A 24,747-nucleotide genomic window follows, 5' to 3' on the forward strand; every position below is an offset into this window, starting at 1 on the left:
CACGCGCCCGCACGCGCCCGCACGCGCCGCAGCGGAATTCCACGGCGGCTGATCCGGATGAATGCGGCAACGGAAGCCCCCCCTGAACCACTCTTTCATTCCCCTTGACGCCACTCCTGAACAGCGCCCTTGACAGGCTCCCCCGAGCCTCCCTGAAAGCAATTCCGAACCCACGAGAGGGCGGAACGGTGCTACTTCAGCGCATTGCCAACCGGGGCATCCGGCTGGGCACGCTCTTCGAGCGGGCCGCCGTCCGGCACGGCGCGAACGTGGTGATCCTCGACCACGACCTCGACATCGCCCCCGAGCTGGGCCGGCGGGCCACCGTCGCCGAGATCGCCGACCTGGTCGACGACTTCGCGTCCCGCCTCTGGGCGGCCCGGGTCCGCCCGGGCCGCCGCGTGGTGGTCTACAAGTCGAACAGCTTCGACATCACCCTGCTCGCCTGCGCGGTGGCGCGGACCGGCGCCGTCCCGGTGCTGCTGTCCCCGAAGCTGGACGGCGCGACGGTCGCCGAACTGATCCGCCGCACCGACGAGCCGTTCCTCGTCACCGACCGGGAGAAGCTCGAACAGGAGCTGCCGGCCGAGGTGTTCGCGCTGGCCGACACCGTCCTGCTGGCCGGCGGGAGCCACCCCGACGGGGTCGCGCTGGCCGGGCTGGCCGGCTCGCCGCGGGTCGCGCCGGTGACCATGCCGCCGGAGCACCCGACGCTGATCACCCACACCTCCGGCACCACCGGCACGCCCAAGCTGGCCGTGCACACCGGCCGGACCCTGGAGGCCCGCTACCGCCCGCAGGCGGCCGTCGTCCGTCCGCTGGTCCCCGGCCGCGAGACGATCGCGATGCACGTCTCCTTCGTCCACTCGCGACTGGTCACCGCCCTGGCGATCTCGCTGTTCCGGGGCTTCCCGATCCTGGTGCTGGCCGATTCGGACCCGCGGCACGTCGGCGACCTGTTCGCCCGGCTCCGGCCGGGCATCCTGGAGGCGCACCCCAACTCCTTCATGGAGTGGGAGGAACTGGCCGACGACCCGCGCCGCCCGCTGGCCAACGTCAAGCTGTTCTCCTCCACCTTCGACGCGATCCACCCGCGCACCGTGCAGACCATGCTGAACGCCTCCGAACGCCGCGCCCCGGTCTTCGGCCAGCTGTACGGGCAGAGCGAGGTCGGTCCGGTGGTGGCCCGGTCCTTCTCGAAGCGGCGCGGCACGGACGCGGACGGCCGGTGCGTCGGCATGGCCTTCCCCGGCTTCACCGAGGTCCGGGTGGTCAGCCGGAACGGCGCGCCGCCGTCGGCCGAGAACCCGGGGTTCATCGAGGTCCGCAGCGACGGTCGGATCGTCACCTACCTCGGCGAGCAGGAGCGGTACGACAAGCAGGTCAACGACGGCTGGTGGCGGATGGGCGACGTCGGCTACCGCACCCGGTGGGGCTGTGTGCACCTGCTGGACCGCGAGGTCGACGTGATCGAGGGCTTCGGCTCCACCCTGGCCGCCGAGGACACCCTGTTCGCCCGGCTGGCCGACCTCGCCGAGGTGGTCATCATCCCCGGACCGGACGGGCGGCCGGTCGCGGTCGTCTGCACCAAGGACGACCGGCCGCTCGACCGCACCGCCTGGCGGGCCGCCGCCGCGGGCCTGCCGCCGATGGCCGAGCCGGTGCAGTGGAAGCTGGGCGAGCTGCCGGCCACCGCCACCACCAAGATCAAGCGGCTGGAGCTGGCCCGTCGGCTGGCGGCCGCCGAGGACGGCGGGCCGGTCCGATGAGCACGCTCCCCGGCACCCCGGCGACCGGCGCGACCGGCGCTGCCGACACCCCTGCACCCGGCACCTCCGGCGGACCCGACGGACCCGGCGGACCCGGCGGACCCGACGGACCCGGTGCCCCGGCGACGGTCGTCGTGGTCGGCGGCGGGATCGGCGGCCTGGCCACCGCCCTGGCGGTCAGCCGGGCCGGCCACCGGGCGGTCGTCCTGGAGCGCGCCCCGGAGTTCGCCGAGATCGGGGCGGGCATCCAGATCGCCCCCAACGGCATCCTCGCGCTGGAGCGGCTCGGCCTCGGCGACGCCGTCCGGGCCGCGGGCGTGCACATGGCCGAACTCCGTTTCATGGACGGCGTGACCGGCGAGCACGTCACCAGCCTGACCCTCACCGAGCGGTACCGGCAGCGGTTCGGCAACCCGTACGTGGTGGTGCACCGCGCGGAGCTGCACAGGCTGCTGCTCCGGGCCTGCCTGGCCGACCCGCGGATCGACCTGCGCGCCGCGAGCACCGTCACCGGCTACCGGCAGGACGGGCACGGCGCCGAGGCGCTGCTGGACGGCGGCGGGGCGGTCGCCGGCGACGCGCTGGTCGGGGCGGACGGCATCCACTCGGCGGTCCGCGCCCAGCTCGTCGGCGACGGCGAGCCGAGGATCTCCGGGATCACGGTCTACCGGGCGATCGTCCCGATGGAGCGGGTGCCCGAGGAACTGCGCTTGCCCTCCTCGGTCACCTGGTGGGCGGGCCCGCACTGCCACTTCGTCCACTACCCGATCGCCGGCGGCGCCTACCTCAACCTGGCCGCCTCCCGGGACAACGGCGCCACCGAGGCGCTCTCCGGCGTGGCGGTCGACGGAGAGCTGGTCCACGCGCAGCTGGCCGGGCTCACCGCGCCGGCCGCCCGCCGGCTGCTGGCGCTCGGCGAGGACTGGCGGTCCTGGGTGCTGGTGGACCGCGACCCGGTGGACGGCTGGACGGACGGGCGGGTCGCGCTGCTCGGCGACGCCGCCCATCCGATGCTGCACTACGCGGCGCAGGGTGCCTGCCAGGCGCTGGAGGACGCCGTCCTGCTCGGCGAGTTGATGGTCCAGACCACTGAACCGGCGGACGCCTTCGAGCGGTTCGCCGCCGAACGGCGCGCCCGCACCGCCGCGATCCAGCGGGCGGCCCGCGAGTCGATCCGGCTCTGGCACCCCGCCGGGGAGGAGGCGGCGGCCCGCAACAAGCTGCTCGGCGGGCTCTCCGAAGGCGAGTTGCACGAGCATGTGGCCTGGATGCACGGAGTCAAGACCTTTTCATCAACAGATCATCACAACTACGATGGCGAGCCGTGGGCATGATCGATCGCCATCTCCAGATCTGCGTCATCGGCGCAGGTCCGCGCGGCCTCTCGGTACTGGAGCGGCTCTGCGCCAACGAACGGAAAACGCCCGCCGGGTGCGCCGTCACCGTGCACGTCGTCGACCCGGCGGCGCCGGGGGCAGGGCGGGTCTGGCGCACCGACCAGTCCCGGCACCTGCTGATGAACACGGTGGCCTCGCAGATCACCGTCTACACGGACGACAGCGTCCGGGTGGAAGGACCGATCGAGCCGGGACCCAGCCTCTACGAGTGGGCCGAGTCCCTGACCAAGGGCGAGGCCCCGGCCGGCCACGACGAACGGACCCTCGCCGAGGCCGCCGAACTGGGCCCCAACACCTACCCCACCCGTGCCTTCTACGGGCAGTACCTGCACGACGCGTTCCTCGCCGTGGTCGCCGCCGCCCCGCCCTCCATGACCATCCGGGTGCACCGCTCCCGGGCGGTCGCGATGGCCGACGCGCACGGCGTGCCCGGCGGCCCGCAGGGCGTCCGGCTGGAGGACGGCACCCGGCTCAACCGGCTGGACGCCATCGTGCTGGCCCAGGGCCACGTGCCGGCCCGGCTCACCCCGCGCGAGGCCCGCACCGCCAGCCTGGCCCGGATCCACCACCTCACCTACGTCACCCCCGCCAACCCGGCCGACGTCCACGTGACCGTCCGGCCCGGCCAGACCGTGCTGCTGCGCGGCCTGGGCCTCAACTTCTTCGACCACATGGCGCTGTTCACGCTCGGCCGGGGCGGCCGCTTCGAACGGGTCGACGCCGGCCCGGCCGACGTCGGCGGCGGCAGCAGCAGCAACAACGGCGACGGCACGGAGGACACCGGGCCGACGGACGGCAGGCTGGTGTACCGGCCCTCCGGCCGCGAGCCGCGGCTGTACGCCACCTCCCGGCGCGGCATCCCGTACCACGCGCGCGGCGAGAACGAGAAAGGCGCGTACGGCCGTTATCTGCCCCGACTGCTCACCCCCGAGGTGATCGCCCGGCTGCGCGAACGGGCAGAGTCCGGCGAACCGGCCCGCTTCACCGACGACCTCTGGCCGCTGATCTCCCGCGAGGTGGAGGGCGTCTACTACGGCGCCCTGCTCACCGCGCAGGCGCGCGGCACCGAGCGCGAGGAGTTCACCGAGCGGTTCCTGGCCGCCGACGACCCGGCCGCGCTGCTCGACGCCTACGGCGTCGCCGAGGCCGACCGGTGGAGCTGGGAGCGGCTCTCCCGGCCGTACGCCGGCCGCGATTTCGCCGACCGGGCGGAGTTCCGCGACTGGCTGCTCGACTACCTGCGCCGGGACGTCGCCGAGGCCCGGGCCGGCAACCTGAGCGGCCCGCTCAAGGCCGCCCTGGACGTGCTGCGCGACCTGCGCAACGAGGTCCGGCTCGCGGTCGACCACGGCGGCCTGGAGGGCGGCTCGCACCGCGACGACCTGGAGGGCTGGTACACCCCGCTGAACGCCTTCCTCTCGATCGGCCCGCCGACCGAGCGGATCGAGCAGCTGATCGCCCTGGTCGAGGCAGGGGTGCTGGAACTGCTCGGCCCGGGCACCGAGATCCGGATCGACCCGGTGGACCCGGCCTTCACCGCGCACTCCGCCACCGTGCCGGGCGAGCCGGTCCGGGCCTCGGTGCTGATCGAGGCCCGGCTGCCCGAACCCGACCTGCGGCGCACCGACGATCCGCTGCTGCGGCACCTGCTGGAGACCGAGCAGTGCACCACCTACCGGATCCACGGGGATCACGGGAACAGCTACGAGACCGGCGGCCTCGCCGTCACCGAGCGGCCCTACCGGCTGCTGGACGCCCGCGGACGGGCGCACCCGCGCCGGTTCGCGTACGGGATACCGACCGAGTCGGTGCACTGGGTGACCGCCGCGGGCATCCGCCCCGGCGTGGACTCGGTGACCCTCGGCGACTCGGACGCGATCGCCCGCGCGGTGCTGGCGCTGCCGCTGGTGTCCGAGGTGCCGGAGGCCGTCCGACCGCAGCCGGCCGAGACCGACCTGAGGGGCGTGGTGATATGACGGACCGTCACGAATCGACGGAGGCGGAGCCCGAGGCGGAAGCCGGGGCCGGAGCCGGGACGGAAGCCGCGCGGGAGGCCGCGCGGGAGGCCGCGCGGGAGGCCGACCGGGACTCCGGGCTGCTCTCCCCCGTGCGCGCCGGCACCCCGGTCGAGCGGGCCGTGGGCGACCGGGCCTGGCTGCAGGCCATGCTGGACGCCGAGGCCGCGCTGGCCCGCGCCCAGGCCGGGCTCGGCACCGTCCCCGCCCCGGCCGCCGCCGCGATCACCGCGGCCGCCCGGGCCGAGCGGTTCGACGTCCGGGCGCTGGCCCTGGCCTCCCGGGAGACCGCCAACCCGGTGGTCGGCCTGGTCCAGGCACTGACCCGGGTGGTGGCCGCCGAGGACCCGTCCGCCGCCGAGTACGTGCACCGCGGCTCGACCAGCCAGGACATCTTCGACACCGGCGCGATGCTGGTGGCGGCCCGGGCGCTGCGGCTGATCCGGGCCGACCTCGACCGCACCGCCCGCGCGCTGGCCGCGCTGGCCGCCGAGCACCGGGACACCGTGCTCGCCGGGCGCACCCTGGCCCTCCAGGCGGTGCCGACCACCTTCGGCCTCAAGGCGGCCGGCTGGCGCCAGCTCGTCCTGGACGCCGACCGGCGGCTGGCGGCCGTCCAGGCGGACGGCCTGCCGGTGTCCCTGGGCGGCGCGGCCGGCACCCTGGCCGGCTACCTGGAGTACGCCCGGCTGGACGGGCCGGACCCGGACGTCGACGCCGGCGCCTACCTGGACCGGCTGGTGGACGCGTTCGCGGCGGAGACCGGGCTGGCCCGCCCGGTGCTGCCCTGGCACGCGCTGCGCACCCCGATGGCCGACCTGGCGGCCGCACTGGCCTTCACCGCCGGCGCGCTCGGCAAGCTCGCGGTGGACGTGCAGTCGCTGACCCGGACCGAGGTCGGCGAGGTGGTCGAACCCGCCGTGGCCGGCCGCGGCGCCTCCTCGGCGATGCCGCACAAGCGCAACCCGGTGCTGGCCACCCTGCTGCGCAGCGCCGCGCTCCAGGTCCCGGTGCTGGCCGCCGGGCTGACCCAGTGCCTGGTCACCGAGGACGAGCGCTCGGGCGGTGCCTGGCACGCCGAGTGGCTGCTGCTGCGCGAGTGCCTGCGGCTGGCCGGCGGCGCCGCGCACACCTCGGTGGAACTGGCCGAGGGGCTGCTCGTCCGGCCCGAGCGGATGGCGGCCAACCTCGGACTCACCGGCGGGCAGCTGGTCTCCGAACGGATCGCGGCCCGGCTGGCGCCGAAGCTCGGCAAGGCGGTGGCCAAGCAGCTGCTCACCGACGTCTCGCTGACGGCGGACCGCGAGGGCCGCCCGCTGGCCGAGGTGCTCGCCGAACAGCCCGAGCTGGCGGGCCGGTTCGGCCCGGAGGAGATCGCCGCGCTGTGCGACCCGGCCGGGTACACCGGAGCGGCCGGCGCCCTGGTGGACCGGGCGGTCCGTCCCTGAGTCCCCGACTCCCGCGAGCACCCCGGAAGGCCCCGGTCCGCGCGGACCGGGGCCTTCCGGCCGTCGCACGGCTCAGTCCCGGATGACCGTCTTGGTGCGCATCAGGAACTCCCCCAGGTAGCCGTCGTGCGGCACCCCGGGCCGGAGCCAGTACGTCGGGTGGTCGCCCCGGTAGACGTTGCTGATGCTGGGCTCCCGGAGCAGCCGGTCGAACAGCTCGTCGTCCCGGGTGAACGCCGTCAGCACCAGGGAGTCGCGCAGCGGCGCGACCCCGGCCTCGGGGGTCCACGGCGCCACCCAGACGCAGGGGAAGGCGAGTTCGAGACCGGCCTGCTCGGCGTCGGGCCGGTCCAGCTGGTGCACGGCGGGCCGCAGCACCGCGCTGCCGTCGCCGAGTTCGGCGACCACGCCGTCCCCGCCGAGCCAGGCTCGGGTGCCGGCGGCGCGGCGCAGCAGGAAGGCCTCGATCGCCCGGGCCTCCGCGACCGGCTGCACCGCGAGCCGCGCCTTCTCGTCCTCCGGCGGCAGGCTGGGGATGACGGCCAGCCGCTCGGCGATCGCCCGGGCCAGCGGCGCCGGGTCGCCCTCGACCAGCACGGCGGTGGCGTTGATGCAGGCGACACCGCCCTGGTGGCTGATCGAGTCGACGACGGTGTCCAGGTGGGCGCGCCAGTCGGTGTCCCGGGTGAGCAGGATCTTGGAGCGGCCGGGGCCCTGCGGGAGGACGTTGCTCCCCGCGTACTTGCGGACCACCTCGTCGCCGCCGTAGACCATGCCGAGGTCGGCGCCGTTCAGGATCTCGTCGGCGGCGTCGTGGTCGGTGGGCAGCAGCATCACCTGGTCGGCGCCGAAGCCGGCCAGTCGCAGGGCGGTGACCAGCCGGTGTGGGGTGAGCGGTTCGCGCCGGGAGGGCCGGACGGCGACCCGGTAGCCGAGGGCGAGCGCCTCCAGCCAGAGCCCGTGCGGGCCGGGGTGGTTGCCGGCCGCGTGGACGGCGAAGACCTCGCCGCGCCTGGTCCAGACGGCGCTGCCGTCGCGGGTCGCGCCGTCCCGCCAGTCGCTCACCGCGCCGACCGGCTGGGCCCGGTAGGCGGACCAGCCGGCCTTCCCGGCCGAGTCGGCGATGGCCCGGACGGCGTCCCGCACGACGCCGATCGGCACGCCGGAGACCCGGGCCACGGCCCGCTGGTAGGCGGGGAGGTCGAGGCCGTCGATGGTCTCCTCGGTGAAGATCCGCCCGGCCCGGGCCAGTGCGGCGAACCGCTCGGCGGCCGGCAGGGACTCGGCGGCGTGCAGCGCCCGCATCGCGCGGGTGACGAACAGCCGCGGCACCAGGCTGAGTTCGGCGAACGGCGCGCCGGTGACGTCGCCGACGACGGTCCGCCGACGGGCCCGGAACGGCTCGCCGGGGCCGAGCGCGTCGAGTTGCAGGAGCCCGGCCGGCGCCGGGTCTCCGGCCGGCTCCGGGGGCCCGGCGGTGTCGCGGCCCCCGGCCGGCTGCAGCGGCTCGGCCATCAGTAGACCCCTTCGATCACGGTCTCGTTGTCGAACTCCTGGACCGGGGCGATGTCCGCCACCGAGTCGCCGAGCTGCCCCGGCAGCGGGGCGATCCTGGTGCCGAGGTCGCGCTCCAGGTTGTTGGGCATCAGCAGGCTCCTGGAGACGTGGTGCATGACCACCTGCCCGCGTTCGCCGTAGCCGACCGTCCGGCCGGTCTCCGGGTCGACCACCCCGAAGCTCATGTACGGCGAGTACGGGTCGTAGACGCAGGGGTCGTCGTCGGTCAGCCCGTGCCGCTCACTGGCGTTGCCGAGGATCATGGTCGAGCCGTAGCCGCTGTAGAGCACGGCGTCGGGGAAGACCTCGGTGCGGTACAGGTGGCGGGTGTCGGGGTCCATCTGGGTGCCGACCCAGTTGATCGCCCGGATCTTCTCGCCGACGAGCTTGGCGAGGCCGTCCCGGCGGGCGATCCGCTCCAGCACGGGCGGGGTGCACATCAGCACCCCCACGTCCTGGGTCTCCAGCAGGTAGGCGACCTGGTCGACGATGTGCTCGGCGTACGCGCCGGCCTCGGCGGCCCTGCCCTCGGAGATCAGCTTCTTCACCCAGCGCGGGTCGAGGTCGACGGTGAAGGAGAGGCCGCGCCGGTAGGCGGTCTGGGCCTTGATGACGTCGCCGACCATGTGCGGGCCGGTGGGCGCGACGACGAGCCAGTTGACGCCCTGCGGCACGCCGTGGCCGTCGAGCTGGGCGCTGGACCAGCCGAGCAGCCGGTCCAGCCAGTCGCGCAGCAGCACGATCCGCTTGGGCGCGCCGGTGGTGCCGCCGCTCTCGTAGACGCCGACCACCTCGGGGCGGTCGCCGTAGCCGCGCGGGACGAGGTCCTCCACGCGGGCGGTGCGCAGTTCGTTGGCGAGGTTGGGGAACCTGGCGAGGTCGGCGTGGGTGCGGACCTCGGTGAGCGGGTCGAAGCCGAGGGAGGCGGCCCGGGACAGCCAGAACGGGGAGCCGGTCTCGGGCGAGAAGTGCCAGCGCATGGCGGCGCGCAGGTACTCCTCGGGGTCGGGCACGGCGTCGAACGGGAGGTCCAGCACCGGGTCGGCGGCGGGGTCGGCGGCAGGAGACACAGCGGTCCTTCCAGGGGTGGGGGTCAGCGGTCGGTGCCGGGCGGGTTGTCGATGGCGTAGCGCCAGCGGCCGTCGGCGCCGCGCCGGGCGACGTCGGTGGCGGTGCCCTCGGAGCGGACCGGCCCGTCCGGTCCCTCGCCCTCGATCAGGTAGTCGCCGATCAGCAGGGCGAGGTCGTCGTTGACGTAGCAGTGCCGGAGGGTGATCCGGATCGGCAGGCCGAGCGCGAGGAAGCGGGCGGTCGCGGCCCGCCGGTCGTCGCCGGTCACCACGACGCCGGGCCGGTCGACGAAGAGCGCGCCGGGCTCGAAGAGCTCCTCGACGGTCGCCTGGTCGCCGGTGTTGAAGGCCTCGGCGAAGACGGCGGGCAGCCGGGCCGGGTCGGTGGGCGCCGGGGGCACCGGGTCGGTGGGAGCCGGGTCGGTGGGAGCCGGGTCGGTGGGGGCCGGGGGCGCCGGGCGCCCGGCCGCGGTGCGGGGTTCGCTGGTGGTCATGGCGGTCATCCCGTCTGGACGCCGGCCGTGACGCCGCCGTCCGGCTGGTCGGGCAGCCGGTCCAGGCTGAACCCGAAGTGGGTCTTGTACGCCTCCAGGACGGCGGCGTCGCCGGCGAACTCCTCGGTGGAGCGCTCGCTGCCGGCCACCGTGGAGAGCTTGTTGCCCTTGAGGGTGATCCGGCCGTCCTCGGTCCGCAGCGAGCAGAACACGTCCTGCAGGAACGGGGATTCGGGCGCAGTGCGGTACCACCAGAGGGTGGGGCGGAAGTCCTCGATGCGGACCGGGCGGTCCTCCAGCCGGTACAGCGGCTTGCCGTCGAGCAGCACGTCGAAGCCGCCGCCCTCGACGTCGGCGAGCAGGTAGTCGCCGTCCGGGTCGTGCTGGACCTCACGGGAGGCCAGCCGGAGCGGGCGCCGGCTGTTGCGGCCGAAGCCGGTGTCGACCAGCCACTGCTCGCCGTCGACGGTGACCCGCAGGGCCAGGTGGCACATGGCCGCGCCGAGCGTGCCGCCGGGGCGGTGGACCCGGCCGGGGAGGATCTCGACCTGGTAGCCGAGTGCGGTGAGCAGGAACGAGAAGGCCGGGTTGACCTCGTAGCAGCCGCCGCCGCGGCGCTGGCGGACGATCTTGTCGAGGACCTGCTCGTCCATGTGGATCGGCTCGTCGAGGTGGTAGCCGAGGTTCTCGAACGGCACGGACAGTACCTGCCGCTCCTGGAGGCGGGTGAGCGCGGCGAGGTCGGCCCGCTCGGGCCGTTCGGCGCCGATCCGGGCGAGGTACGCGTCCACCATGGTGTCGTCCAGCACGGTGATCTCCTTGTCGGTCGGTCGGTCTGACAGTCGGGCGGTTGGGCAGTCGGGCGGTCGATCTGGCAGTCGAGTGGTCCGGCGGGCGGTGCGCGGTACGCGCGAGGGCGGCCGGGGTGCGGCCGGGGTGCGGCCGTCACCAGCGCAGCAGGGCGAGGCCGATCGCCATGCCGCCGCCGAAGCCGGCCAGCAGCACCAGGTCCCCGGGGGCGAAGCGGCCGGCCCTGGCGGCCCGGTCGAGGGTGACGGCGATCGAGGCCGAGCCGGTGTTGCCGTACTCCTCGACGGTGGTGCAGGTGCGCCCGGCGGGGATGCCGAGCCGGTCGGCCAGGTCGGCGAGCAGCAGCCCGTTGGCCTGGTGCGGGACGAAGCCGGCCAGGTCGCCGGGGGCGAACCCGGCGTCGGCCAGGAAGGACCGGACGGCCTCCGGCAGCCGGGTCTCGACGAACTCGCGCACCCCGCGGCCGTCCATCCGGAACCAGTGCAGGCCCTGGGCGAGGGTGTCGGGGCTGGCGGGCAGCCGGCTTCCCCCGGCCGGGACGCCGATCAGCCCGCGGTCGGCGCCGAACCCGGCCAGCCGGCCGGCGAGCAGGCCCCGGCCGGGCTCCGGGGCCGGGCCGAGCACCACCGCGCCGGCGCCGTCGCCGAACAGCACGGCGGTCCGCCGGTCGGTGGGGTCGAGGATCCGCGAGTAGACGTCGGCGCCGACCACCAGCGCGTACCCGGGGGCCGCGCCGCCGAGCATCCGCTCGGCGGCGGTGAGGGCGAAGACGAAGCCGCTGCAGACCGCGTTGACGTCGAAGGCGGCGGTGCCGGGGGCGGCGCCGAGCCGGTCGGCGACCACGCTGGCGGTCGGCGGCTGCGGGGAGTCGGGGGTGGAGGTGGCGACCATGATCAGCGCGAGGTCGGCCGGGCCGACCCCGGCGTCCGCCAGTGCGGCCCGGCCGGCCGCCACCGCGAGGTCGCTGGCGGCCTGGTCCGGACCGGCGCGGCGGCGCCGGACGATTCCGGTCTTCCGAACGATCCATTCCCCGGTGACGCCCGCCGGGGCGGCGGCCTCGGAATTGCCCACCACCCGGACCGGCAGGTACGAGCCGGTTCCCAGGACGGCGATTCCCGAATGTGTGCGACCCTTCCCGGGAATTCCCGTCGTTATCATCCTCGTCCCCTCGGTCTGCTCGGGTGACGGACACCGACGGGTCGTCGGGTCCCGGGAATGGCCGGGCCATAGGGCCGGTGCGGCCTTGTCAGGTGGACGCGGAATCGGCCGGGCCGGACGGGTCGGCCGGGTCTGCCGGGCCGGACGGGTCAGCCGGGCCGGGCGGACGCCGGGCCGGACCGCCCAGCGCGTGGGCGATCAGGTCGCCGGTGATCCGCACGCCGTCGCGGGTGAGGACCGACTCGGCGTGGAACTGCACCGAGGCGAAGCGCGGGCCCCGCAGCGCGTGCACCTCCCCGGTGGCGGCGTCCCGGGCGACCCGGACGGTGCCGCCGGGCAGTGCGAACTCCCCCTCCGGGCCGGTCCCTTCGGTCCAGGAGGCGGCGAAGGTGTTGTAGAAGCCGACCCGCTCGCCGGCGCCGAACAGGTCGATCTCCCGCTGCACGCCCTGGTTGGGCACCTCGCGGCGGACCAGCGGCAGGCCGAGTTCCGCACAGAGCACCTGGTGGCTCAGGCAGACCGCCAGGAACGGCCGCCGCTCGGAGATCAACTGCCTCACCCGCGAACGGAGATGGGCGATCTTCGGGTGGGCGGTGTCGCGCGGGTCGCCGGGCCCGGGGCCCAGCACCACCAGGTCGGAGCCGGCCAGCCCGTACGGCCGGTCGAACCGCCGGACGGTGACGTCGAGGCCGAGCGCCCGCAACTGGTGGTCGATCATCGCGGTGAAGGTGTCCTCGGCGTCCACCACGAGCACCCGTCGCCCGACCAACTCCGCGCGTCGGAACGGCCGTTCGTCGGGTCTCGCGCCGTCGACCGCGGTCTCGTCGCCGCCGGCCCCGCCCTCGCCGGCGAGCCAGAAGCCGGCCAGCGTGCGGTTCCGCCCGGCCAGCGCGTCGCGGACCCTCGGATGGGCGCCGAACCGGCCCCGGCCGCCGTCCTCCAGCGCGGCGAGCAGCCCGGCCGCCTTGGCCCTGGTCTCGGCCACCTCGGACGTCGGGTCCGAGTGGCGCACCAGCGTCGCGCCGACACCGATCCGCAGCCGCCCGGCCGAGTCGATGTCGGCGGTGCGGATCAGGATGCCCGAGTCCAGCGCCCGCGCGCCCTCCGCGTCCCGACCGATCAGCGCGACCACGCCGCTGTAGTAACCCCGGCCCCCAGGCTCGTACTTGGCGATCACCCGGGCGGCGGACTCCAGCGGGCTGCCGGTCACCGTCGGTGCGAACAGCGTCTCGCGCAGCACCTCACGCGGATCGCGTTCGGTCCGGCCCTCGATGAAGTACTCGGTGTGCGCGAGCCGCGCCATCTCCTTCAGGTACGGGCCGACCACCCGGCCGCCCGACGTGCAGATCCGGGCCATCATCTTGAGCTCCTCGTCGACCACCATGAAGAGCTCCTCGGCCTCCTTGCGGTCGGCCAGGAAGTCCATCAGGCCGTCGAGGTCCGGCCCCCGCTCCGGGTACCGGTAGGTGCCGCTGATCGGGTTCATCACCGCCCGCCCGCCGTGCACGCTGATGTGCCGCTCGGGGGTGGCTCCGACCAGCGTCCGCTCCCCGGTGTGCACCGCGAAGGTCCAGTAGGCGCCGGTCTCCCGCTGGAGCAGCCGGCGGAACAGGGTCAGCGCGGCGGCCGGGGTGTAGCCGGTGATCTCGGCGACGAACGAACGCTTGACGACGAAGTTGGCGCCCGTCCCCTCGCCGATCTCCTCGCCGATCACCCGGCGGACGGTCTCCGCGTACTCCTCGTCGTCGGCGTCGAAACGGCCGCCCGCCAGGGTGATCGGCACGTCCGGCAGGCGGGCGAGCAGCTCCGCGAGCGGCAGGACGGCCTGCTCGGTGACGGTCAGCGCGAGCAGCGGGGTGCCGTCGTCGGGCGCCTCGAAGCCGCGCTCGGAGATCTGCCGGTACGGGACCAGCGCCAGCAGCTCGTGGCCCTTCCCGGCGGGCTCGGCGGGCAACGGCAGGTCCGCCAGGGTGGCCGGCGCGGACACCTCGCCGACCAGCAGGTCCACCAGTCCCGACCCGGTGGCCTCCGGGCGGTGCAGCAGCGCGAAGGCCGGCGGGTGCCCGGCCAGCACCCGGTCCAGCAGCTCGCTCATCGGGTCACCGTCCCGGCGGTCGACGGGGCCGCACCGGACTGCTCCGCCGCGGGACCGGCCGCCGCCGGTGTCACCGGAGCGGCCGCGGAACCGGCTGCCGGACCGGCCGCCGCGGCCACCGGGTCGCCGGTGACCGAGTCGGCGGTCAGCACCACGGCGCAGCGCCGGGCCGCGTAGTCCAGCGCCATCCGGTGGTCCTCGGCCGTGAAGTCGGCCACCGCGTCGGCGACCAGGAAGGTCTGGATGTCGTTGGTGAACGCCTCGACCGCCGTCATCAGCACCCCGACGTGCGCGTACACGCCGCAGAGCACCAGCTGGTCGCGGCCGGCGGCGCGCAGCCGGGCCAGCAGGTCGTTGTTGAAGAAGGCGCTGTAGCGCCACTTGGTGACCAGCCAGTCGGCCGGCCCGGGGGCGAGCCGGTCGACGATCTCCCGGTCGGCGGGGGCGGCCTGCATCCCCGGGCCCCAGAAGTCGGCCAGCAGGCCGCGCTGTTCGGGGGTCATGCCGCCGGGCTGTGCGGTGTACGCGACCGGCAAGCCGTGCGCGCGGGCCCAGTCGCGGAGCCGGACGGCGTTGGCGAGCAGCGGGCCGTCCTCGCCGAACGGCGCGAGGAAGTAGCGCTGCATGTCGTGCACGAGCAGGACCGCGCGGTCCGGGTCGAGCGTCCAGTCCGCCGTGTTGGCCGGCAGGTCGGCGGCGGTGGGCAGCGGGTAGGGGGCGATCGCCGGGAGGCCCGGCCGCCTCGGCGGGGTGGGGAGGCCATTACGCACCGAGCCCGGCACCCCCGTCCACCGTGAGGTCGTGCAGGGTGATGTGGCCGGCCTCGTCGGAGAGCAGGAAGACGACGGCGTGTGCGACGTCCTCCGGCTCCGCGAGCTTGCCGAGCGGGATGCCGACCCGGTAGGCGGACGGCCGGCCCTCCAGGGTGCCGGCGCGGCCGCTCTCGTCGTGCCACATCGAGCTGAGCATCGGGGTGTCGGTGGAGCCGGGCGCGACCAGGTTGCAGCGGATGCCGTACCGGGCGACCTCCAGGCCGAGGCTCTTGGTGAAGAGGGTCGCCGCGGCCTTGGACGCCGCGTAGGCGGCCATCTCGCTGCGCGGGGTGGCCGCGGCGTTGGAGGCCACCGTGACGATCGCCCCGCTGCGGCGCGGGATCATCCGGTTGACCACGGCGCGGGAGACCCGGAAGACGCCGTCGGCGTTCACCGAGAAGGTGCTGTGCCAGTCCTCGTCGGTGAAGTCGCGGACCTCGCCGAGCCGGAGCACGCCGGCCGTGTTGACCAGGTAGTCGAGCGGGCCGAGGCGTCGTTCGGCGGTGTCGACGGCCTCCTCGACGGAGGCACTGTCGGTGACGTCGGCGGGGATCGCCGTGACGGTGAGGCCCTCGGCGGTCAGCTTGCCGGCCAGTTCGGCGAGGCGGCCGGCGTCCCGGTCGACGGCGGCGACCAGGACGCCGCGGGCGGCCAGGGCCCGGGCCACGGCGGCGCCGATGCCGCCGGCCGCGCCGGTGATGAGTGCCACCTTGTTCTGCATGTGCCAGACCTCCCTGGGGTCGGCCCGGGGGTGCGGGCCGGCGGTGTGGGTTGGGGGTTGTGCACGCGGGGTCGTACGGGGGCGGGTGGTGCCGGACGGGACGGACGGTGCCGGACGGGACAGGTGGTGCCGGAGGGGTCGGTGCGTCGGGTGCCGTGCCCGGGTCAGGCGCGCCAGGCGGACACCACGGTGATCGCCTGGCCCGGGTTGAGCCGCGGATCGCAGAAGCTCGTGTACTTGTCACCGACCCGGCCGAGCCCGGCCTCGTCGTCGGCGCACTCGGTGACGTCGTCGGGCGTGGTCTCCAGGTGCAGGCCGCCGGCGGTGCCGCCCTCGGCGCGGACGGCCTGCTGGAAGGCCTCGACCTCCCGGACGACGGTCTCCACCAGGCGGGTCTTCAGGCCGTCGGGCCGGCTGAAGGTGTTGCCGTGCATCGGGTCGGTGAGCCAGACCACCGGGTGTCCGGCGGCCCGGACGGCCCTGACCAGCCCGGGGAGGACCCGGGCGGCGCGGTCGGCGCCCAGCCGGGCGATCAGGGTGAGCCGGCCCGGCTCGCGGCCGGGGTCGAGCAGGTCGCAGAGCCGGAGCAGCTCGTCCGGCGTCGTGCCCGGGCCGACCTTGCAGCCGACCGGGTTGACCACCCGGGCGAGCAGTGCGACGTGGGCGCCGTCGGGCTGCCGGGTGCGTTCGCCGATCCACGGGAAGTGCGTGGAGGCGAGCAGTGGACGGCCCTCCTCGTCCCGGCGGAGCAGCGGCAGTTCGTAGTCGAGCAGCAGCGCCTCGTGGCTGGTCCACACCGGCGGGCAGGCGGCGGAGGGTTCGCCGGGGGCGAGCCGGCCGAGGTGGACCATGGCCTGCCGGGCGGCGTCGTAGCCGCTCAGCAGGCGGCGCGGGTCGGGGGTGCGCTGGACCGGGTCGGGCTCCGGACCGTTGACCATGTGGCCCCGGTAGACCGGGAGTTCGACGCCGTCACAGCGTTCGGTGAGGTGCGAGCGGGGCTTGGCGAACTGTCCGGCGATCCGGCCGATCCGCACCACCGGGCGGTGGGTGGTGATCTTCAGGAGGCCGGCCAGCGCGTCCAGCAGCCCGGCCTTGCGGGCGACGTCCCCGGCGGTGCACTCCAGGGGGTCCTCGGCGCAGTCGCCGGCCTGGAGCACGTGCGCGCGGCCTTCCGCGACCTGGCCGAGCAGGGCGCGCAGCCGGTGCACGTCGGCGGCCGACACCAGGGCCGATCTTTCAGCCAACTCCTGTCTGACGGAATCGATTTCGACGGAATCCGGCCAGTCCGGCTGCTGTCTGGCGGGGCAGCCGGCGAGCGGGCCCACGAGCAGGTTGTCCACTGACATCTCCATCACGGTTTGGGGTCCGGCCTCGACCGACCTGATCCACAGGAGGCCCCTAGGGCGTGTCGAGGCCCCGGACCACGCCCGCGACCCGGACCACGCGGCGGGCCTGGTACTCGACGGCGGCGATGTTCTCCTCGTGGACCTGCCCGGGCACGTTCCGGGAGACCGCGCTGGCGCCGTACGGGTTGCCGTTGTTGGGCCGGAACAGCACCGGATCGGTGGAGCCGGTGGCCAGGATCAGCGAGCCCCAGTGGCAGAACGCGTTGTGCAGGGCCAGGATCGTGGTCTCGTGGCCGCCGCGCGGCGCCGAGCCCGAGGTGAACGCCGAGACCGCCTTGTTCGCCAGCCCGCCCGGGATCGACAGCGGCGCGGTGGAGTCGACGAACCGCAGGACCGGCGCGGCCGGCAGGCCGAACCGCACCGGGGTGCCGATCAGGATGCCGTCCGCCCACGCCAGGTCGTCGAGCCCGGCCACGGGGACGTCCGCGGTGCGTTCCCGCAGCTCCCGCGCGGCGTCCTCGGTCCCGGGCACGTAGGTGTCGTCGGGCAGGTCGGCGATCCGGCGCAGCCGCACCTCGGCACCGGCCTTCTCCGAGGCGGCGGCCGCCGCCTCGGCCAGCCGGGCGACATTTCCGGTCGACGAGTAATAGATGACGGCAATGGTGGTCATGGCAGCGAACTCCTCGGGGACGGGGGCGCGTTCAGCTGATCCTTGACGGTGGACAGCGGGTCGGCCAACGGAGTTCCCGGCACTTCGTCAGGTGGCGTCGCAGTCCATCAAATACTCATCAGATGTCCCGTTCGACCCGACCTGACATTGACCGGGGGAGTGACTTTTCCGGGCACGAATTGCTCCCTATCCTCGGTGCCCGGCACCGTTTTCGGGCCGTCGCAGAGCCGAGGAGCAGTGATCCCGCAGTGAAGAAACCGCCGGCCGCCCCACCCAGTCGACGAGACCTGCGGCCGCTGATCGCCGAAGGCGTCTCCCCCTGGCTGGACGGAATACACCGCGGCCTGGCCACCTCGGGCCTGCTCGGCCGGCTGATCGACGAGTCCGGCCTGCGCGGCGCCACCACCAACCCCGCGCTGCTGGCCGGCCGGCTGCGCCGCGACCCGGTCTACGCCGAGCAGTTGGCCCGGCTCGCCGGGCACGACGTCTCCCCCGAGGGCTCGGTGTGGGCCGCCTCGGTGCACGACCTGCGACTGGTCTGCGACCAGTTCCTGGACGTCTTCCGCACCGCCCACGGCCACGACGGCCTGGTCTCGGCGGACCTCGACCCGCGGCTGGCGCACGATCCGGCGGCGACCACCGCCGAGGCCGTCGAGCTGGCCCGCGCGGTGGACCGGCCCAACCTGCTGGTGAAGATCCCGGCCACCCCCGAGGGCCTGGGGGCGATCCGCGACTGCGTGGGCCTCGGCCTCGGCGTGCACGCGACCGGGCTGTTCTCGGTGCACCGCTACGGCCAGGTGGTGGAGGCCTACTTCGACGGCCTGGAACAGGCGCTGGCGGCCGGCCGGCCGCTGGCGGCGATCGCCTCGGTGGCGTCGCTGCCGGTCGGCCGGGTCGACCAGGAGATCGACCGGCGGCTGACCGCGCTCGGCACCCCCGACGCCCTCGCGCTGCGCGGCCTGACCGCCCAGGCGGCGGCCCGGCTGATGTACCGGGCGTACGAGGAGCGGCTCGGCGACGGCCGCTGGCGCACCCTGCGCGCCTCCGGGGCCCGGCCGCAGCGGCTGCTGTGGACCGACTCCGCGCTGGCCGGCGCCGCCGCCGCGCAGGCCCGGTACGTGGCCGGTCTGGTCTCCTGGGGCACCGCGCACGCGATGACCCGGCCGGTGCTGGACGAGGCGGTCCGCAAGCTCCGGCTCGACGGCGACACCCTGATGGGCCGGCACGAGGCGGCCCAGGCGGTGCTGGACCGGCTGGGCCGGCTCGGCATCGACTACTGCGCGGTGGTGCGGCGGCTGGAGGAGGAGAGCGTCCCGCGGCTCGTCGACCACTGGCTCCGGCTGCACGCCTCGGCCGCCACCCGGCTGGCCCGCCCGTCCGACCTGCCGGGGGACAGCGAACCAGCCCGACTCCGGGGCAGCTGAGGATCTTTGACGAACCATCACTTGTGTTCGCCCGGCGGTGTCCGACCTCTCACCGGTGGCCCGGCGACCGGCCCGGACCTGTGCTTGACGGGAACATCCGCCCCCGCATACCTTCCGATTTGCAGGCCGTCACGCACTCCTTCTGCTCGGGAGGGCCTGGGGGGAGGGAAGGTCATGACGCGACGGTCGGCCGACTCAATCGCGTTCAACGTCCTGGAGTTGCTGGCCAGCGAGGCGCCCGCCGCCCAGCTGGAGGAGCTGGTCGAGCAGGCCCGGAAGAGCTGTGAGTCGCCCCGGGAACGGGAGGCGCTGGGCCGGATCGAACAGCTCGGCCTCTCCATACGCTCACAGTCGCAGCGCCGCCGCCGGCGCGAGGCCGGGCTCGCCGCGCTCGCCGACACCGCCCGCGACCTGGCGCTGCCGTACGACCTGGACGGCCTGCTGAAGGTGATCACCCGCCGGGCCCGGCTGCTGCTGGGCGCCGACGTGGCCTACCTGACCACCGCCGACGAGGAGCACGGGCAGGTCCGGATCCGCACCACCGACGGCCCGGCCGGGTCCCTCGCCGTCGGCCTGCGGATTCCCGACGGCTTCGGCCTGGGCGCCGGCGTGCTCGCCGACCCGGCGCCGCACTGGACCCCGGACTACCTGGCCGACGACCGGATCCGGCACAGCCCGGTGATCGACGAGGCGATCCGCGCCGAGGGCCTGCGCGCCGTGGTGGCCGTCCCGCTCGGCCACCGCACCCGCCCGTTCGGCGTGCTGTACGTCGCCGAACGCACGGTCCGCTGCTTCACCACCGACGAGATCTCCCTGATGGCCGCGCTCGGCGACCTCGCCGGGGTGGCGGTCGAGAAGGCCCGGCTGCTGGAGCTCGCCGCCCGCCCGGCCGCCGGACCGCCGCCGGACGGCCCCCTCGGCGAACTCGCCGCGGCCCACCGCGCCCTGGTCGACCTGGCGCTCTCCGGGGGCGACCCGCACGCCCTGGTCCGGGACGCCGGCCGGCGCCTCGACCTCGGCCTGCGGGTGTACGCCACCGACGGCACGGTGGTCGCCTCGGCCGGCGACCTGCCCGAGCTGGACGAGCCCACCGTGGTCGCCACCGCGGTGGACACCCACGCCGCCGGCCGCCCGGTCCGGCTGGCCGGACCGCTCTGGGCCGCCCCGGTCTGCGCCGGCTCCACCGACCTGGGCACCCTGCTGGCCCGCCCGTCCACCGGCCGGGCCGACCTGGCCGCGGAGTTCTGCCAGAGCGTGGCGCAGGCGGTCGCGGTGGCGCTGCTGCTGGAGGGCGGCCGGGCCGCCGGCCCGGTCGGTCCGGCCGGCCAGGTCCGGGACGAACTCCTCGACGAGCTGCTGGCCAGCCCGCAGCGCCCGCCGCAGCAACTCGCCCTGCGTGCACGCCGGCTGGGCATCGACCTGTCCACCGCGCACGTCCTGGTGGTGGCCCGGCCCGAAGGGGAGGCCCAGGGCAAGGCCGCGACCTGGGCCAACCTGTACGCCCACCGGATGAGCGGGCTGAAACGGGTCCACAACGGCCGGGCGGTCCTGCTGCTGCCCGGCAGTGACCCGGGGACGGCCGCCCGCGCCGTCTCGGAGGAGCTGACCCCGCTGCTGGGCATCCCGGTGACGGTCAGCGCGGCAGGCCCGGTCTCCGATCCGACCTCGGTGTTCCACGGCTACCAGGAGGCGCTGCGCTGCCTGGACGCGATGACCTCGCTCGGCGCCGTCGGCCGCGCCGCCTCCGTCCGTGAACTCGGCTTCGTGGGCGTACTGTTGGCGGACAACCATGACATCGAGGGGTTCATCGAGTCCGCCGTCGGACCGGTCCTCGACTACGACCGGCAGCGGCTCACCGAGCTGACCCGCACGCTCCAGGCGTACTTCGAGACCGGCAACAGTCCGACCCACGCCGCACAGAAACTGCACGTCCACCCCAACACGGTGGCGCGGCGGCTGGAGCGGATCGGCGAACTGCTCGGCCCGGACTGGCAGAAGCCCGAGCGGGCCTTCGAGGTCCAGCTGGCGCTCAAGCTCTGCCGGGTGCGGCGCGTCCTGCTGGACCGCGCCGCCCACAAGGACCCTCCCGGACACCCGTTCTGACGCCTCATCAGCTCCATCATCCACGACCGCCGCGCCAAGCCCCACCGGTCACACCCGCCGGTCACACCCGCCGGTCACACCCGCCGGTCGTCGCCGCGCGCCAGCACCGCCACCGCATGGGCCGCCGAGGCCAGCGTGATGTGCCGGTGCCAGCCACTGAACGACCGCCCGGCGAAGTCCCGCACCCCGACCCGGTCGGCGGTCCGGGCGAAGTCCCGGCCCACCCGGTCGGTCAGCCGGGCCAGCCGGACCAGGGCGGCCGCCGGCAGGTCCACCAGATCGGTGAGCCAGAGCTCGGCCGGCCACCGCCGCCCGGGCGCGCCCACCCCGAGCAGCAGCAGCTCCCCGCCGCCCCGCCCGTCCCGGCCAGGCCCCGCCGCGCGCCCGGGCAGCCGGACCGGGACCGAGGCGACCAGTCCGTTGCGCAGCCCGCCGGCCGGGCCCGACCAGACCACCGGCCGGCGCAGCTCCCGGGCCGCCGTCATCAGCTGGTAGGCGGGCCCCGGTCCGGCCGGCCGCCCGGGCAGCACCGGCCCCACCGGCAGCAGCGGGAACGAACCGCCGACCCGGACCAGCATCGGCAGCCGCTCGGCCCGCAGCCGGCGCACCATCCGCAGCCCGTCGGTGTCCCGGGCGTCCGTCACCACCGGGCGCAGCGGCAGCCCCCAGCGGGCCGGCAGGCCGAGCACCGCCTCCAGCGCGCAGTCGCCGAGGGTCTCCGCGTCGACCTCGTCCGGGATCAGGGCCTGGCTGCGCCGGGGCTCGTTGTCCAGCCAGGCCTGCGGCAGGTGCAGCCGCCAGTTGACCGGGCCGCTGAAGCTCTCCGAGGCGGCCCAGACCCCGACCGCCTGCTGGGCGTTGAGCACCTGGCCGAGGGCCGGGATGAACCGGCGGTCCACACCCACCGAGTGGTCGCCGGCCTTCGGGATCACCATGGGCCGCAGCACGTACGCCTGCGGCGGGGCGATCCGGGCCAGGTGCTGGGCCAGCGCCTGGCGGACCGGTCCCCAGTCCCAGGTGGAGCTGGTGATGAAGTGGTGCAGGCTCTGTTCGGCGGCCTGGCCGCCGACCACCGTGGCGATGTTCCGGATCGACTTGCGCCCGCGCGCGCCGAGCAGGCCGCGCAGGTACTGGACGCCCTTCTGCCGCTGGTCGCTGCGGGGCAGCGAGGCGAACAGCACCGCGCACAGCTCCCGGAGCAGGACGTCGTGCGAGGCGTCGAGGCCCGGTCCGGGCTCGCCCGGCAGCTGCCGCGCCACCGGGACCCCGTGCACCGGAAGACCGTGCAGCGGCACACCGTGCGCCGGGACCCCGTGCGCCGGGACGTCGTGCACCGAAAGGCCGTGCGTCGGAACGCCGTGCACCGGAACGCTCCCGGCGCCCAGGGCGAGACCACTCATTGATCCCCCTCGAATGCGCGGATGGCTGCGCCGTCCTCACGCTAGGTGCCGCGCCCCCTCCCGCTAAGGTGCGCAGCCCACCCGTCCGGCGCTCGCGGCGGTGGCCCGGCCACCTGGACCCGGACCACCGGTACGGAGGGTCCGGTATCCGGCGGCGCGGGCGGGCACCGGCCGGGCGCCCCCGCGGGGGTGGCACCCGGCCGGACGGGTCAGGCGGTGAAGTCCGCCACGTGGTCGCGGGCCCACTCGGCGAAGGTCCGGGCCGGCCGCCCGGTGAGCTTCTCCACCGTGTCGGACACCTCGGTGGGGACGCCGTCGGAGCCCTCCCAGTAGCCGACCACCGCGTCCATCACCCAGACCGGCACGATCGGGGCCAGCGCCTCGCGCGCCTCGGCGTCGGTCAGCTCCTCGAACTCCAGCGGCCGGCCGAGCGTCTCGGCGAGGACCGCCAGCTGCTCGCGCTGGGTGATCGACGCCGGGCCGCTGATGAAGTACGCCTGGTTCTCGTGGCCGGGCTGGGTCAGCGCGACCACGGCGACCGCGGCGATGTCCTTCTCGTGGATCGCGTCGCTGTGCGACTCGGGGTAGGGGAAGCGGATCCGCCCCTCGGTCCGGATCGACTCCGGCCACCCCCACATCAGGATGTTGGTGGCGAAGTTGTGCGGCCGCAGGAGGGTGTGCGGGATGCCGGAGGCGACCACGGCCGCCTCGACCGTCCGGTGCATCTCGACGATCGGCCGCTGCACCGGGAAGGCGTCCACGACGGTCTGCGAGGAGAGCACCACGACGTGCCGCACGCCCGCCTCCTTCGCCGCCGCGAGGAAGCCCTCGGTGCCCTGCGGCACCGCGTAGAGGAACACCTTCTCGACCCCGGCCAGCGCCGGGCCGTAGGTCTCCGGGTCGGTCAGGTCGAGCACGGCCGTCTCGGCCGAGGCGGCCGGCGGCAGCTTCTCCGGGGTCCGGGCGCCGGCCCGGACGTCGGCGCCGGCCGCCAGCAGCTGTGCCAGCACCTCGGCGCCGACCTGGCCGGTCGCCCCGGTGACGAGGATCTTGCCCATGGGAACGGCTCGCTTTCTTGACGGTCTGTCAGTCGTTTCGGACGGCGGGTCGACCGCGGCGCGAGGTGGAGAACCGCCGGGTGATCGGCGCCTCGACCAGCCGGTAGAGCACCCAGGAGACCAGCACGGTCGCCGCGATGGCGAAGAGCAGCAGGCCGATCCCCTCCACGGTGGAGAACATCCGGGTGCCGAGCAGGTCACGCAGTTCGGTCAGCACGATGAAGTGCAGCAGGTAGAAGGCGAAGGAGATCTCGCCGAGCCAGGTCATCGCCCGGTTGCGGAAGATCGTGAACCGCCCCTCGTTGTCGGCGATCGCGGCGGCCGCGATGAGCAGCGCGATCGGGACGACGGTGACGGCCCGCTGGGCGTACAGGTAGGGCACGTAGTGGGTGGCGATGTAGCCGGCCACCAGCAGCAGGCCGGACCAGACCATCCCGATGTTGCGCCAGCGGCCGCTGCGCACCGCGTGGGCGACCAGCATGCCGAGCGCGAAGTCCAGCATCCGCACCGGCGGCAGCACGTAGCTGAACCAGTACTGCGACACCGAGCCCTCGTACCCGCCGGGGACGCCCGGGGTGTCGGGCAGCAGCAGGTAGGCGACGGCGGGGGTGGCGACGACGGCGGCGACCGCGCCGGCGATCCAGAACACCAGCCGCTCCGGGCGGATGGTCCGGAACACCCGGTGCAAGAGGGGGAAGGAGAGGTAGAAGACCGCCTCGGCGCCCAGTGACCAGCTCGGCGGGTCGACGCTGAAGTAGGTGTTGAAGTCGGGTATCCAGACCTGGAGCATCAGCAGGTTGACGATCGCGGTCCGGGCCGGGGTGTAGGTGCTCGCGAACAGCACCATGGCGAGCACCCAGGCGACCACGTAGTTCGGGACGATCTTGACCATTCTTCGCCGCCAGAACGCGGTGGCCGTGTCGTCGGCGCGAGCCGACCAGGTGAGCACGAAGCCGCTGAGCACGAAGAAGAAGGCGACGCCGAGCCCACCGGCCTGGTCGGCGATGTCGACGAAGCGGAACTCGGTGCTGTCGTCGGCGAAGAGCCGCAGGGTGGGGATGGGCAGGGCCGCGTGGTAGGCGAAGACCGCAAGGGCGGCGGGGAAGCGCAGGCCGGTCAACGACGGCAGACGGCTGGTGAAGGGACGCTGCGACTGCTGTCCGCTCCCGCCGTCGGGCGTCGGCCCCGGCTGGGCGAGGAGTCGGTCGGTGGCCATGGTTCCGTCCTTGAGGGTGTCGGGCCTGTGGACCGGACCGATGGCGCCGGCCCGACCCGAGACCCAAGTAAACTACTCGGTGCAGATGAGAGATTGCACCGATCGGTGTAGCATCTATGTCAGGTCGGGGGACAACCCGGCCCGCCCCGCCTTTCCCTCCGAGACAAAGGAGTTGACGAACGAT

At 74.7% G+C, this 24,747-nt stretch carries 19 protein-coding genes; 6 read left to right on the forward strand and 13 right to left on the reverse strand.

All coding sequences use genetic code 11. The features are described from left to right. Positions 1-188 precede the first annotated feature (188 nt). Genes AC067J_RS08495 through AC067J_RS08510 form a run of 4 tightly spaced genes read left to right on the forward strand, consistent with a single transcriptional unit; the run spans position 189 to position 6,629 of the window. Complete coding sequence (locus AC067J_RS08495) at positions 189-1,769, forward strand: class I adenylate-forming enzyme family protein (protein ID WP_478297127.1); 1,581 nt, start codon at positions 189-191, stop codon at positions 1,767-1,769. Then, positions 1,766-3,103 (forward strand): FAD-dependent monooxygenase, encoded by a 1,338-nt coding sequence (locus AC067J_RS08500; protein ID WP_478297128.1) that lies wholly within the window; start codon positions 1,766-1,768, stop codon positions 3,101-3,103. Before AC067J_RS08495 ends, AC067J_RS08500 begins: the two co-directional genes overlap by 4 nt. Further along, positions 3,100-5,142, forward strand: a complete 2,043-nt coding sequence (locus AC067J_RS08505) for an FAD/NAD(P)-binding protein (RefSeq protein WP_478297378.1) — start codon at positions 3,100-3,102, stop codon at positions 5,140-5,142. The genes AC067J_RS08500 and AC067J_RS08505 overlap by 4 nt, the downstream gene beginning before the upstream one ends. Beyond that, positions 5,139-6,629, forward strand: coding sequence for a nitrosuccinate lyase (locus AC067J_RS08510; RefSeq protein WP_478297129.1), 1,491 nt, complete (start codon positions 5,139-5,141; stop codon positions 6,627-6,629). The genes AC067J_RS08505 and AC067J_RS08510 overlap by 4 nt, the downstream gene beginning before the upstream one ends. A 72-nt stretch (positions 6,630-6,701) precedes the next feature. Here the strand turns inward: AC067J_RS08510 and AC067J_RS08515 are convergent, their stop codons facing one another. The 10 genes from AC067J_RS08515 to AC067J_RS08560 all read right to left on the reverse strand — a co-directional run bounded on the left by AC067J_RS08515 (position 6,702) and on the right by AC067J_RS08560 (position 17,362). Further along, complete coding sequence (locus AC067J_RS08515; RefSeq protein ID WP_478297130.1) at positions 6,702-8,144, reverse strand: aldehyde dehydrogenase family protein; 1,443 nt, start codon at positions 8,142-8,144, stop codon at positions 6,702-6,704. Beyond that, entirely contained in the window at positions 8,144-9,256 is a 1,113-nt protein-coding gene (locus AC067J_RS08520; RefSeq protein ID WP_478297131.1) for a phenylacetate--CoA ligase family protein, read from the reverse strand. Before AC067J_RS08520 ends, AC067J_RS08515 begins: the two co-directional genes overlap by 1 nt. A 23-nt stretch (positions 9,257-9,279) precedes the next feature. Beyond that, entirely contained in the window at positions 9,280-9,750 is a 471-nt protein-coding gene (locus AC067J_RS08525) for a YybH family protein (protein ID WP_478297132.1), read from the reverse strand. Positions 9,751-9,755: 5 nt separating this feature from the next. Further along, complete coding sequence (locus AC067J_RS08530; protein WP_478297133.1) at positions 9,756-10,559, reverse strand: arylamine N-acetyltransferase family protein; 804 nt, start codon at positions 10,557-10,559, stop codon at positions 9,756-9,758. Between the two features lie 136 nt (positions 10,560-10,695). Continuing rightward, a complete protein-coding gene (locus AC067J_RS08535; protein ID WP_478297134.1) occupies positions 10,696-11,718 on the reverse strand; it encodes a 3-oxoacyl-ACP synthase III family protein in 1,023 nt (340 codons plus the stop codon). Between the two features lie 88 nt (positions 11,719-11,806). Next, on the reverse strand, positions 11,807-13,813 hold the full coding sequence (locus AC067J_RS08540) for an anthranilate synthase family protein (RefSeq protein ID WP_478297135.1): 2,007 nt from the start codon (positions 13,811-13,813) through the stop codon (positions 11,807-11,809). After that, positions 13,810-14,583, reverse strand: a complete 774-nt coding sequence (locus AC067J_RS08545) for an isochorismatase family protein (RefSeq protein WP_478297136.1) — start codon at positions 14,581-14,583, stop codon at positions 13,810-13,812. The genes AC067J_RS08540 and AC067J_RS08545 overlap by 4 nt, the downstream gene beginning before the upstream one ends. Beyond that, positions 14,576-15,346: a 2,3-dihydro-2,3-dihydroxybenzoate dehydrogenase gene (locus AC067J_RS08550; RefSeq protein ID WP_478297137.1), complete on the reverse strand. Its 771-nt coding sequence runs from the start codon at positions 15,344-15,346 to the stop codon at positions 14,576-14,578. The genes AC067J_RS08545 and AC067J_RS08550 overlap by 8 nt, the downstream gene beginning before the upstream one ends. A gap of 164 nt (positions 15,347-15,510) precedes the next feature. Then, positions 15,511-16,692, reverse strand: a complete 1,182-nt coding sequence (locus AC067J_RS08555) for a 3-deoxy-7-phosphoheptulonate synthase (protein ID WP_478297138.1) — start codon at positions 16,690-16,692, stop codon at positions 15,511-15,513. Between the two features lie 52 nt (positions 16,693-16,744). Next, positions 16,745-17,362 (reverse strand): NAD(P)H-dependent oxidoreductase, encoded by a 618-nt coding sequence (locus tag AC067J_RS08560; RefSeq protein WP_478297139.1) that lies wholly within the window; start codon positions 17,360-17,362, stop codon positions 16,745-16,747. Positions 17,363-17,610: 248 nt separating this feature from the next. Here AC067J_RS08560 and AC067J_RS08565 point away from each other — a divergent pair, with 248 nt between their 5' ends. Next, a complete protein-coding gene (locus AC067J_RS08565; RefSeq protein ID WP_478297140.1) occupies positions 17,611-18,786 on the forward strand; it encodes a transaldolase family protein in 1,176 nt (391 codons plus the stop codon). 174 nt (positions 18,787-18,960) lie between these two features. Further along, positions 18,961-20,889: a helix-turn-helix domain-containing protein gene (locus AC067J_RS08570; RefSeq protein WP_478297141.1), complete on the forward strand. Its 1,929-nt coding sequence runs from the start codon at positions 18,961-18,963 to the stop codon at positions 20,887-20,889. Positions 20,890-20,963: 74 nt separating this feature from the next. On the opposite strand, the gene AC067J_RS08575 is transcribed toward AC067J_RS08570, so the two are convergent. From AC067J_RS08575 to AC067J_RS08585, 3 genes are all read right to left on the reverse strand, one after another. Continuing rightward, positions 20,964-22,289, reverse strand: a complete 1,326-nt coding sequence (locus AC067J_RS08575) for an IS701 family transposase (protein ID WP_478297142.1) — start codon at positions 22,287-22,289, stop codon at positions 20,964-20,966. Between the two features lie 209 nt (positions 22,290-22,498). Further along, positions 22,499-23,347, reverse strand: coding sequence for an NAD(P)H-binding protein (locus tag AC067J_RS08580; RefSeq protein WP_478297143.1), 849 nt, complete (start codon positions 23,345-23,347; stop codon positions 22,499-22,501). A 28-nt stretch (positions 23,348-23,375) separates the two neighbouring features. Beyond that, positions 23,376-24,563 (reverse strand): acyltransferase family protein, encoded by a 1,188-nt coding sequence (locus AC067J_RS08585; RefSeq protein WP_478297144.1) that lies wholly within the window; start codon positions 24,561-24,563, stop codon positions 23,376-23,378. Between the last annotated feature and the right edge of the window lie 184 nt (positions 24,564-24,747).

The organism is Kitasatospora sp. NPDC042419, from assembly GCF_056437345.1.